This window comes from Enterococcus sp. DIV0574 (genome assembly GCF_051711125.1).
Classification (GTDB): domain Bacteria; phylum Bacillota; class Bacilli; order Lactobacillales; family Enterococcaceae; genus Enterococcus_D; species Enterococcus_D gallinarum.
This window is the reverse complement of record NZ_JBIOMA010000001.1, coordinates 441,173-453,695: the sequence shown is the minus strand read 5'-3', so window position 1 is coordinate 453,695 and position 12,523 is coordinate 441,173. Positions and strand designations below refer to the sequence as shown.

General features: G+C 39.4%; 10 protein-coding genes and 1 pseudogene. 2 read left to right on the top strand and 9 right to left on the bottom strand.

Translation table 11 applies throughout. The features are described from left to right. Nucleotides 1-50: 50 nt before the first annotated feature. Nucleotides 51-839 carry a PHP domain-containing protein gene (locus IGJ45_RS02250; RefSeq protein WP_003128717.1) on the top strand — a complete coding sequence of 263 codons (789 nt, stop codon included), beginning with the start codon at nt 51-53 and terminating at the stop codon, nt 837-839. 164 nt (nt 840-1,003) lie between these two features. Here the strand turns inward: IGJ45_RS02250 and IGJ45_RS02245 are convergent. The 3 genes and pseudogenes from IGJ45_RS02245 to IGJ45_RS02235 form a co-directional block, all read right to left on the bottom strand. Next, nucleotides 1,004-2,277 (bottom strand): annotated as a pseudogene (locus IGJ45_RS02245) (MFS transporter). 102 nt (nt 2,278-2,379) lie between these two features. Further along, a complete protein-coding gene (locus tag IGJ45_RS02240) occupies nt 2,380-4,356 on the bottom strand; it encodes an alpha-rhamnosidase (protein WP_172461436.1) in 1,977 nt (658 codons plus the stop codon). A 48-nt stretch (nt 4,357-4,404) separates the two neighbouring features. Next, the gene (locus tag IGJ45_RS02235; protein WP_060813022.1) at nt 4,405-5,721 is read right to left on the bottom strand and encodes an MFS transporter; all 1,317 of its coding nucleotides are present in this window, start codon (nt 5,719-5,721) and stop codon (nt 4,405-4,407) included. A 230-nt stretch (nt 5,722-5,951) separates the two neighbouring features. Here IGJ45_RS02235 and IGJ45_RS02230 point away from each other — a divergent pair, with 230 nt between their 5' ends. Further along, nucleotides 5,952-6,923 (top strand): AraC family transcriptional regulator, encoded by a 972-nt coding sequence (locus IGJ45_RS02230; RefSeq protein WP_041119841.1) that lies wholly within the window; start codon nt 5,952-5,954, stop codon nt 6,921-6,923. Nucleotides 6,924-7,147: 224 nt separating this feature from the next. Here IGJ45_RS02230 and IGJ45_RS02225 read toward each other — a convergent pair whose 3' ends face one another. The 6 genes from IGJ45_RS02225 to IGJ45_RS02200 all read right to left on the bottom strand — a co-directional run bounded on the left by IGJ45_RS02225 (nt 7,148) and on the right by IGJ45_RS02200 (nt 12,472). Beyond that, complete coding sequence (locus tag IGJ45_RS02225) at nt 7,148-8,086, bottom strand: 2-dehydropantoate 2-reductase (RefSeq protein WP_003128712.1); 939 nt, start codon at nt 8,084-8,086, stop codon at nt 7,148-7,150. A gap of 166 nt (nt 8,087-8,252) precedes the next feature. After that, nucleotides 8,253-9,206, bottom strand: coding sequence for an oxygen-dependent tRNA uridine(34) hydroxylase TrhO (trhO, locus tag IGJ45_RS02220; RefSeq protein WP_003128711.1), 954 nt, complete (start codon nt 9,204-9,206; stop codon nt 8,253-8,255). A 120-nt stretch (nt 9,207-9,326) separates the two neighbouring features. Continuing rightward, complete coding sequence (locus IGJ45_RS02215; RefSeq protein WP_428266196.1) at nt 9,327-10,082, bottom strand: alpha/beta fold hydrolase; 756 nt, start codon at nt 10,080-10,082, stop codon at nt 9,327-9,329. 103 nt (nt 10,083-10,185) lie between these two features. Next, nucleotides 10,186-11,055, bottom strand: coding sequence for a fructokinase ScrK (gene scrK, locus IGJ45_RS02210; RefSeq protein ID WP_003128707.1), 870 nt, complete (start codon nt 11,053-11,055; stop codon nt 10,186-10,188). A gap of 39 nt (nt 11,056-11,094) precedes the next feature. Then, complete coding sequence (locus tag IGJ45_RS02205; RefSeq protein ID WP_003128705.1) at nt 11,095-11,592, bottom strand: LURP-one-related/scramblase family protein; 498 nt, start codon at nt 11,590-11,592, stop codon at nt 11,095-11,097. 4 nt (nt 11,593-11,596) lie between these two features. Then, a complete protein-coding gene (locus IGJ45_RS02200; RefSeq protein WP_003128704.1) occupies nt 11,597-12,472 on the bottom strand; it encodes an SPFH domain-containing protein in 876 nt (291 codons plus the stop codon). Nucleotides 12,473-12,523: the final 51 nt, after the last annotated feature.

Here is a 12,523-nt window from a genome sequence, read left to right as displayed (position 1 = left end):
AATAGTCGCTTCTCGCTTTTTATGGTATCTTGTACAAAAAGGAGGTTATTATGAATTACTACGATCAGCATTTGCATACTTTTTTATCTTTTGATTCAGAAGAACGCTTCGAAAATTATTTAGCTTTTCAACCGGAATTTTTTGTGGCGACTGACCACTTTGATCTCAAGAACCCTTATTCAAATTATCGCGATGATATTCCCGATTATGAACAGCTTCAACAATGCCATCAGACTTTACAGGAACAAACAGCAACGAAACTTTTGAAAGGGATCGAAATCGGTGTCGTTCCTGGGCAAGAAACACAAATACGCGACTATCTGGATCAGCATCCTTATGACCTGAAGTTAGTCAGCATCCATCAAAACGGTTCCTTTGACTATATGGATGATGCCGTATTGGAGAAAGACAAACTTACCGTCGTCAAGTCTTATTTTGATCAGATGGCCACAGTTTTAGATACTTTTTCTGACGGACATATCCTGACCCATTTTGACTACGGGTTGCGGCGCTTCGACTTTACAGCAGAAGAACTTGCACAGCATTTCGAAAAAGAACTGACAGTTATTTTCAAGAAAGTCGTCGCTCGCGAGCTAGCTTTTGAAGTCAATGCCAAAAGCTTTGGTCCTTATCAAAATGCATCACTTTACGAATATGCGATCCCGCTCTATCAAAGTGTGGGGGGCAAACTCTTTACACTAGGTTCAGATGCGCATAAGTCCAGTGATTATCGCTTGTTATTTGCCGAAATGAGCCAGATGCTGTGCTCCTTCGGTGTAGAACAATTGGCCGTCTTTCAAGGAACCGAAAGATACATGGCAGATTTGCCTGAAGGTTGAGGGAGGATACTGTAAACAAAAACTTCTTCCTGCGAAGCATCCGTATAGCTAGTCGAATAACAATAGCAGAAAAAATCTATCCGGAGAATGGATTTATTTCTTTCCATCTTCAAGATAGATTTTTCTCGCTTTAAGATCGTTTTAATGAAAATGCTACTTCGCTCTTAGTTCATTGTTTTTCGTTTTTGCACATGCAAACTTTTAATTTTGTTACTTTTAAAACCACTGCTGAACACAGCGATCGTCACTACATATAAAATCAGCGGGATAACGAAAGTCACGAATAAAATCCCTTTTTCCGCAGTGCTTGATTGTGACTGATTCGCTGCATAGCCGGTAAAACTTAACACAAATCCCGGAACAGCACCACCTATAGCCATCGCAAATTTCATGATTAATGAAGTGAGAGAAGCAATCAATGCTGTCGCCTCTATGTCTAATTCGTTTCTTATCGTATCAACATTATCGGCCGAAATACTGTATTGCAGTGTATTCGTCAACCCTAATGCAAATTGCACCCCGCAATAGCATAAAACGAAAACGGCTGAGTGATGATTGATGACCAGAAATCCCAGCATACATAATGAAATCAATACCAAACCTGTAATGTACAGATGTTTTTTCCATATCGCTGCGATAATTTTGGAACCAGAAGCCCTGCTGCCAATGCCCCCAGCATACCTAAGAAACTGGCTGCACTCAATAATTTAGGGTTGCTAATAATATAACTAAGATAATATAGAAGTGAACCATTGAAGATGTTCGTTGCCGCTGTAATGAATAGCATTGCTAGAAACAATGAAACAACTGGACGCAGTTTGAATACAGATAACGCATCCTTCATTGTATATTTTTCTTTTACCGGCTTTGTTACATAGGCAGCTTCCGTCCCTCTTTCCTTTACCATCAACGTCCCTACAATCGTAAAAAATAGAACAACTAGTACCGTCCCTACAATCAATAAAACGTATCCTTTCAAAGACGTTGCAAAAGCTGCGATTGCCAAAGGTGCTGCTACATTTAAGATAGCTGGACCTACCGTATATGAAATCCCTTTGATTGATGAAAGTTGATTACGCCCTTCATCCTCTTGCGTCAGTACGGGGATTAAACTATTCAAAGGAATATCCATAAAATCAAAATTAATTCCTAGAAGGATGTAAGAAATACTAATAGCAATGATTTTTTGAGCTGGAAATAGGAGAGGCGAAAACCAAACAAGCAAATAGTTTAAGCAACAGATGATGACTCCTAAAATCAACACAGGTTTGTATTTCCCTATCTTTGTTCTTGGAAAACGATCAATCACAAAACCAATAAGTGGATCACTAACGCCATCTAAAAGTCTCGAAACAAGGAATAACATTCCTACCAAAGCTGGATTAACACCAATGACATCCGTATAGAAAATTAACAAATACGTATTTAATAGTGTCATAATAGGAATATTCCCTAGATTTGTTAAGGCAAATCCGAGTTTTTCAGACACTTTTAACCGATCACTATTCATTGCTTTCTTCCTTTCTTTGATGAATCCAGCTTAGACCTTTTTTACAACCTCATAACTTACAGGTTGATTGGCAAACATTGGCTGCTCTTTTCCATCTATCCGCAAGATCCCACCGTCTCGATTTGTACAAATTGTTAAGCACGTATCTGTCTTCTCAATCTTCACCCAGCCACCTTTAACTGGGAATATACACGTTAATTGATGAAAAGAATCGAGCTTAGGGTCAACTAAGAATGTTTCATAACCTGGTCGAATAGGTTGAATTCCTGCGAAATAACGTCCTAATAAGTAGATAGGACTGGCTCCCCATGCATGACATAAACTTTTCCCAAAAGGATCCCCATACATTTCATAAATAGCATTTCCACTTTCTCCAGGAATATACTCCTCCCAGAAAGTAACCGCTTCTTGTTCCACCATTCCACCCCAGTAGTCAAGAATAATCTCATGTACTTGACTTGTCTGTCCCAGTTTACAAAGGGCATCTTGTTCGAAGAATTTGAAGTAAGGAGTTGTGATTTGAGTGACTTCATCATTAAGCAATACATTTTTCAAAATTTGTTGCTTTTTCGTTTCATCTACAAAGTCGAATAAGACCGCAAAAATATTGGCATGGCGTGTCACATTTCTCTTTCCAGATAGATAAGAATCAATAAATGCCCCTTTTTCTTCATCCCAGAAATAACTCATTAAATTAGCTTTCAACTGTTCATATCTTGTCACATAGTGATCAATATCACGATTCAAGATAGAGCCACAAACAGTCATAGCTTTGTATGCTTTCAATAACAGGACTTGTTCCGCTGCCAATGTCCCTTCCTTATCTATTTCAGACCAATCAATAAAAATCCAGTCCTTTTCGCGACCATAAATAAATCCTAACTCATTGGTTTGTTTTTCAAGATAGTCCATCATAGTCACCATTTTCGAATAAATCTGTGCAAGAAATGAGCTGTCCCCAGACATCATATAGTGATTTTCAATCCCTATGATCCATAAAATGGAATAATCAACAATTGTATTCATATGCTGTTTTACTTCATTTTGACCTCGCAATGCCATGATCGTTCGCTTATTGATATCTTCATCAAAGAATAAGTATTGGTTGATAAAATAGCTTTGGTAAGCATCCCCTGACCAGATCCAGCGATCTCGTTTGATTCCGTCAATAAAGAAAAGCCCACTGCACAATGTAAAGGTTTCTATAGATATATCCCATATTCGATTCATCACAGAGTCATCTGATTTGAATGTGGCTTGATTGTGTATGGGAAGATATTCATGCATCGCACGAATATCAATTGCTTCTGGTGCTATATTAGGAATGAAAAGATAACGAAAAGCACGTTTGCGAATGTTTGTTTCTTTTCTTACATTTTCCTGTTTGTAATAACACATTTGACTATCACATGCTTCTGCTTCTGATTCTCCATAGCAAATAGATATCGGTATCTCCGACAACAATTTATCGATCATTAATGAACCGAAAATCGTCCGTCCATAATCAAACAACGTGCCGCCAGCAACCGCCGTCTTCGAAACAGGGAAACAAGTTTCTATTTCATAATAGACTTTATTAGGGTCTTGCTCTTTATTCATATAAAGATTGCTCCATCCTACTGGAGCTTCTTCAACAAAGTTACTGCAATACCAGCCTTCATCACTCTTGATTCTTTCTCCTTCAATATAGATGGCTGGCAAACCGTTTGGATTCCCTACATTCACCCTAATCTTATTAAAACCGGGTTGACAGACAATCTCTTGTTCAAAAGAATATTTCACTTCATTCACTTCTACAAAGCCAATCCCTGTTGCATATACAACAAATGTCGTGGGACTTTGTAATTCATATTCACGTTTAAATTTTACATTTTTATGGCAGTCATCAATATACCAGTAAGCTGGCCAATCGTATCCTCGTTCTTCTCTAGAAAAATTTTGTAAAAGTCCTTGACGTATTTCAAAATCGCCAGCATACCAGATCCATCGTGGCCGTTCATTTGTTATCACTATTATCCGTTCCTTTCGTTTACTCATTTATATTCTATCGATCAACTACTTTACTAAATCAGCTAGATTAGAATCTCTTCGACTGTTTGCTCTCGTTTTAGCTCCTTTTTGCAATTTCATCATGACAGCTCCTGCAATAGCTGCTACTAGAACAATCGCCGCAAAGCCATACATCGAAAATTGAATATTGTTTGGCGATACCAAAAATGGTGTGACAAAGGCAAACAATCCGCAACACAACCGTGAAAAACCATTGATAACGCCTTGTAAGAATGCCCGAGATTCTGTTGGAAATGATTCTTGAGTCCAAACTTTATAGATGGCTTCCCCTGCTAATGGATTTCCAAAATTATAAAAAGCAATCGTTATCGCCAATGCGATGAATCCTGCACTACCGCCAATAACTGCCATACCAACCATTGCCATGAATTGAACAAAAGCGCCAACAAAAAATGCTTTATTCCGATGCTTTCCACCCGCTACTGAAGCAAAGATAATCGTAGTCACTAAAGAAATGATATTCAGCACAATACCTAGCCCTGTTGCTTGCATTTGTGTAGCACCAGCATTAGTCAAAGCGTATGTCTGAAATTGTCCCCATGTATTCGCTAACAAATTCCAACAAACATAAAAGACTAAAATAGCGAAGAAAAAGTTGCGATAAATTTTTGCATTGTTCCCACTAAAAATCTCTTTTAGTGAAATTTTTTGTTGATTGCTAACCAGATTCAACGCAGACTGACGTGCTGCACCTTCTTCGTGGAACATCCGAAATTTTTTTGAGACTGTCCGCCAAACCCACGCAAAGATTGAAAAGACCAATAAAATAACAAAAACAATGCGCGCTCCCAAAACTCCATTGACTCCGGAAAGTAAGAAAGAACAAATATAGGAAATAAAAATACCAATTTGCCAAAATATTTGTGTCGAAGATACTAAACTTGCAGAAGTTTTTTCATCTGGTGCATCATGAGAGACAACGGTTAAACTGATTGGTAAATCCGCCCCAGATGCAATCCCCATGACGATGACTCCTAATAATAAAGCCACAAAATTTCCTGAAAATACACAAATTGCTGCTCCAATAGCATAAAACAAATTGATCCAGTTGAACGCTCGAATCAGGCCGAAGATTTTTGTAATTTGTCCTGCAAACAAAGAGCCGAACGCAATTGCAAAGGTTAGTGCACCAGAGATTAATCCAACTTGTCCCGCAGATAAGTTCAACCCTTTTTGCCAAACCGGTATGGTTGCCGAGAGACCAACGATACATCCAGAACCCAACATAGAACCTACACCGGCTGCAGTTGCTAAAGGAGAATACTTTTTCACTAATGATTGCTGCTTTCCATTTGTGTCCATTTGAAACATCCTTTCTTGTTCATAGGGTTATATTAAACGCTTACACAAAATGGTACAATTTCAAAAATGTAGGTCTTTACTATCAAATTCACAGGTCATAAATTTGAATTTTTTTGAAAGGCTATTTGTTTGATCTGACAAACCCTTTAATAGCAAAGTAAATATTGACTATTTATTGGGAATAACTTATATATAGAACTAACTATATAAAAAAATTAGGTGATTGACGGATGGAAAGTTTGATTAAACTTTTTGATATAGAAGATCGAATTGAAGCCCAGCAAAGAACTACTGGGAAGAATATTAATGAAATGAATTTAGACTATCATGGATCAGTAATTCCAAAAATACCCGTTAATGATTTTTTTGAAGAGGGATCTATTTATATCAATAAGCATCATCGCTACTCTTATACGTCTGCTCATACTCATAGTTTCATTGAAATGAATTACCTTCTAAGAGGATGTTGTCGGCAAAAAATAAACGGGGAGGCATGGAGGTTCACTGAACAGCAATTGATTATTATGGACACTGAAGTGATTCAGCAAATTGATTATGTAGGAAAAGATGATTTGATTCTCAATATTTTAATTGACAAACATACTTTACAAACAGAGCTCTTGAACCACTTGCCCGCTTCAAGTAATCCAGTCACGGACTTCTTTTTGAATGCTGCTAAAAAGGATAGTGTTCATAATACTTTTTTAGTTTTTGATTTAAAAGAACACGCGATCATCAATCAGCTTTTATTCTTGATGATTCACAAATTTTATCTCAAAGAAATCTTCTATCATCGTTCCTTAAGTCTCCTTTTAGGATCATGTTTATTGGAATTAGCAGCAATTCCTAGTTTGAATGAACTGTCGTTAACTTCTCAAAGAAATGATTTAGCTGCACTCTTAAAATATATTAACGATCATTACACAACTATCACTCTCAAAAAATTAGCCACGGAGTTTGGTTATAACCAAAACTATTTAGGTAATATGCTCAAGACAAAAACTGGCGCGACTTTTCAAGAAATGATCGACCAAAAACGTTTGATTGAAGCACAAAGATTACTTAGAGAATCTTCCATGACTATTGATACTATCGCTGAAAATTTAGGTTACAAGAGTACGCCCTCCTTATTCAAGCTCTTTCAAAACAAAATGCAGATGACTCCTACTCAATACCGTCACTTTTCAAAAAAAGTTAATTAATCACAAGTAAAATTTGTAATAAGCAATAGCAGGAAAAATTCTTTATCGTCAATTGAATTAAAGTCACTACGATATGAACAAAAAAAAGGATCCGGACCATAAATGTTTGATTGCTCCTGAACGTCCAAAATGTGTGACGATGTTCTCCTAAACTACCAGGGCATTACATAGATGATTCGGATCTTTTATTATTAGACTTATATCATAGTTTTTTATTTTTACTACTACTTCGCTTCAAGCACATCTTCTTTGGCATGGATCAATTGGGTCAAGAAGTCGCAATAAGGCGTGGGAACATTGTATTTTCGACCTTTACGCGAAATAGCCCCGTTGATGTAATCGATCTCCGTTTTACGATGATTATTGATCAAATCTTGATACATGGAAGGATAGTGTAAGCCAATACCTGCAGGATCATAGGTTTTTTCAATATGGGCAACGACTTCTGGAACATCTAGTTCTACCGATTCATGAGCCGCAACAGCTGCGAATTCTCCAACAATGGTTTGCACCATTTGTCGTGCAGTGGCTGTATTTCCAAACTGTGCAATGTTGACATCCAAAATTGAACATAAACCATTCAATGTACCATTGACACAGGCTTTACGATAGATTGAATAGCGAATATTTTCAGAGTATGACGCATTCAATCCAGAAGCAGTTAGTACCTCAGCCAGTTCTTTGGCCGCTGCTTCTTTGCCTTCACCAATGTTTTGCAGTTCAACCGATCCTTCCCCAAACAATCGAACTTGTCCAGGTCCAATCAAATCTGCTGTCCATAGGGTATTTCCTAAGAAAATTTTATCGGTAGCGACATATTTTTCAATTGTATCTTCATGTCCAATGCCATTAAGTAAGCAAAGTACTCTTGTTTGATCACCGATTAGTGAAGCAATGTCTTGCATCATTTGGTCTAATTGCATCGCTTTTGTAAAAACAATGATCAGATCCGCTGGCGTATCCGCCGTTACTTCGGACTGTGGATAAATGGGGAAAGATTCTGTGATTTCTTCTCCATCCAAATTTGCTTGTAGTCCATTGGTACGGATCGCTTCGATATGCGCTGGCCAACCATCGATCAACGTTACATCGTTGCCGCCTCTTTTTAATTTAATGGCAAATCGGCTGCCCATGGCACCAGCACCAGCAATAACAATTTTCATCTCTATTCCTCTTTCCTATCTGACAATTAGGTATAGTTTACTCCAAATCAAACAAATATGCGAGGAGCTTGCCTTTTTTAAAGTGAAATTTGTTAAAAAAATCAATTGGAATCGTTTGATTTTTCAGATAATTAAAGAACAAAAAAAGATCCTTTTCAGGATCTTTTTAAACCGTCACTTCAGACGCTAGTTGTGCTAAAACTGCTGCTTGTTCTTCTTGAGAGATATTGTGCTCAATGACGTAACGATTGTTTTCATTGGCGGCACATTCATAGCAGCAGCCGCCTAAGTGTGCCGCTTGATTCTCTTCCGAAGTGAGGAACTGACGATTGCACTCTGGATTTGCACAATTGACGTAACGCTCACATGGTGTGCCATCGAACCAATCGCGACCGATCACGGTCTTGTCGACATGATTGATCTCAACACTGATACGTTCATCAAAGACATACATCTTACCGTCCCACAACTCTCCTTGAACTTCTGGATCATTGCCATAAGCAAAAATTCCCCCGTGAAGTTGTGCTACGTCTTGGAATCCTTCTCGCAACAACCAGCCCGAGAATTTCTCGCAGCGAATCCCACCTGTGCAGTAAGTGACCACTTTTTTATCCATGAATTTCTCTTTGTTCTCAATGATCCATTGAGGCAATTCACGGAAACTGCGGATATCGGGACGGACCGCACCTCGAAAATGACCAAGATCGTATTCATAATCATTCCGCGCATCGATCACTACGGTATTTTCATCCAACAACGCTTCTTTGAAATCTTTCGGTTCTAGATACTTTCCGGTTAGTTCTAAAGGATCGATATCATCTTCTAAGTTCAATGACACCAATTCTTTTCGCGGTCGAACAAACAATTTTTTAAAGGCGTGTTCTTCCACCTCATCGATTTTGTAGTAGATTCCTTTGAAACGGGGGTCCGCTTCCATTTTTTCCATATAGGCATCCGTTGCTTCAATCGTTCCAGAAAGCGTTCCGTTGATTCCTTCTTTCGCAACAAGAATTCGACCTTTGATACCGATCTCTTTCCCAAAAGCTAAATGCTCTTTCGCAAAACTTTCTGGATCTTCGATGGTCGTGTATTTATAAAATAATAAAACGCGATAGTTCACAGTCATTCCTCCTTTTTTCCACCCTACAGTATAAAAAAGAAAAATGAAGAACACGAATTTTATGCTTGTACATAACCACACAATCCCTTTGCTTACCTAGATACCTGTCGTTTTTTGTTGTCAGAGTGAATCAGTGCTTTTTCCTAATTGTTCAACAAAAAAGGCCGTTACCTGATCCATGGTCTCTCCACGAACTAAATGTCGTTCTTCGCGAGAGATAAATGTCAGATTCGCTTCTGGATTCTCTTGCACAAAGGTTTCTACATCGGCGTAAGGGATTTTCTCATCTTCCGTCCCATGCCAGAACAACAATGGACGTCCAGCTAGTTTTTCTGGTTGCGTCTGGAGATCATAAGCTTCGATCCATCCCAGTAGCAACTGATAGTCATCTGGGACAAAGAAACCTGCAGCACCCGCATGTTTCTGGATCCGTTCACGGTAACCGATCATCGATGGCGAGCCTATCACACACGCAGCAGCGGTGATCTCCGGATGTTGACATAGCAAGCCGCAAGTCGTCATCCCTCCCATTGAAACGCCTCCTACAGCGATTTGCCCATTTACCAAGCCTAGATTTTCAAAGAAATCCACCAAATAAGAAAACTCAAATAAGTTGGTATGAATGCTTTGCCAGAAAATCAATGAAGGAATCTCGGATAGTTGGGTCTTTCGTTCGCCATGATTGGCGGCATCAGGTAAAATCACACGAAAGTTTTCCCGTGCTAGTTTTCGACCTTGCGTCAGTACCAATTCTTTACTCGTTTGCCAACCATGATAATAAATGATCAACGGCAACGGTTCATAGATCAAATGTTCTGGAACGACTTCCAATACTGGGATATTCCCGATTTTTCTTTTACGAACTGCAATTTTCATCTCTTTCCACCTCTGCTTAAGTATACGCATTCTGCTCTTACCTGCCAAATAATCCCTTCAATCACAAAAAAATCACACCAATGTTTTGGTGTGATCACATGTATCAGGAATGTAACACAGCTTCTCGTGCTAGTGCCAGACAGCCTAATGTTCCTGCATTGTCTTCTAATTCAGGTGTCACGATGTAGTCTGCAACTGCTGGTGTTTTGACATAGCCGTTGACCAATCGTTCAAAAGCTTGATGAACCTTTTCCACCATGTGACGCTGCTTCATTACGCCACCACCAAAAATAATGACATCCGGTGAAAGCATCAATGTAGTGTTGTAGGCGCATTGCGCGATATATTCAGCTTCGATGCTCCAGAAAGGCTCATCTTCAGACAGTTCCTGTCCTTTCTTTCCTAAGCGTTTTTCAATCGCTGGACCTGCGGCCATCCCTTCGAGACAGTTGCCATGAAATGGACAGCTGCCTTCGAATGAATCATCAGGATGAGGCACTACCAGCATATGTCCCATCTCCGGATGGCTGAATCCCTCAACAAAGCGGCCATCTTGTAATGCACCGCCGCCAACACCGGTGCCGATCGTATAATAAACTACACTGGATAGTCCTTTTCCTTTACCGAAAACATATTCCCCATAAGCTGCAGCATTGACATCTGTGGTCCAAGCAATGGGGATGGGAAAGGCTTGTTTCATCGTACCTACAAAATCAAAATTCTGCCAAGCTAATTTGGGTGTGGAGGTAATGTAGCCATACGTTGCGGAATCTCGATGGATATCGATTGGGCCAAAGGAACCAATACCGATCCCCACTAACTGGTCTTCATACTTTTTGAAAAAATCGATCACTAATGCCATTGTTTCTTCTGGTGTGGTGGTGGGAAAACTGACCCGTTCTTTAATGGTCATTTCTTCATCACCAATCGCACAAACAAATTTTGTACCGCCTGCTTCTATCGATCCGTACATCTTTTCGTCTCCTTTTCCATCGTTGCTTTCATTTTCTGTTTAAGTACTGGCAGAACTCGCAGCTGCACCATCATCGGCTTTTACGCGATCGATGGCAATGACGAGACAAATAATCAAGTCCTCCAGATCTTCCTCATAAACCGTTACTTCATAGGTATCCCCCCATGAGATCCATCGTTTATGAATCTCAGCAATTTGACGTCCCTGTCGATTGACGACAAAGTCCATGTCCCACCAATTCCCCTGAATTTCAATTCCTTGGGCATGGATGGAATAACGCGCTTTGAAAAGCGTGAATTCTTTTTCTAGAACAATTGCTTCTTCTCCATGTACCTCAACAAAAAACTTGGGCAATAGACTAAACACTTTCTTTGTGACTTCACCGATTTGCTGTTGTCGTTCATCATAAATCGCAAAGCTTTTAGGAATCTTCATGAAACTCCCTTCGACAAAATAGCGCGGCTTTTGCTGCTCATCCATGACAGTAAATTTTTCACCGATACTGAAGACTTTTTGCTTGATGTAAAGTTTTTTCATTTGATTACACCGCCTTTTCTTTCACATCGCCTGTATTGATCACAGGTTGAGTGCCTTTGTCAGTAATGATCGATACGAGTAAATTGTTGATCAATTGGACTTTTCGATCGTCAGTAAAGTTAATATCCTGACCATCTTCGATCTGTTCCAAGGCCATTTGTGTCATGGAGACCGCTCCTTCAACAATGATTTGTCGTGCCGATAAAATTGCTTTGGCTTGCTGACGCTGCAACATGGCACTAGCGATCTCAGTGGCATACGCCAAGTGATTCAACCGCGTCTCGATCACCTCGACACCGGCTACCGCTAAACGCTCTTGCAGTTCTTGTGCCAGTTCTTCAGAAACTTCATTGGTATTGCCTCGCAAAGTCAAATCATCATCATTAAAAGTGTCATAAGGATACTGGGTAGCGATATGGCGAATCGCTGTTTCACTTTGGATCTCAACAAAATCTTGGTAGTAATCGACATCGAACAATGCTTTGGCCGTATCTACGACTCGAAAGACGACGACTGCTGAGATTTCGATCGGATTGCCATCAGAATCATTGACCTTCAATAAAGAGCTATTGAAGTTACGGACTTTCAGTGATACATTGATTTTCTGTGTTAGCGGCACAGTCACAAAGAGTCCATTGTCTTTAATGGTACCTAAATATTGACCAAAGAAAAGAATCGCTTTCGCTTGATTCGGCTGCACAATCGTCAATGAACTAATGAACAAGATAGCGATGATCCACAACACGACACTGATGACTAACTCCCAAACCGCATTGCGGACAATCCCATCATAAAAGAGATAGCCGCCGCCGATCATTAAGGCGATCAAGACGATCAGTGCTAAGTAACCGTTAACATGAAACGTTTGTTTTTCTTTCATCTTTACTCCCTCATTTCTTTTAATACCATATTACCTTTGTTCACAAAAGAC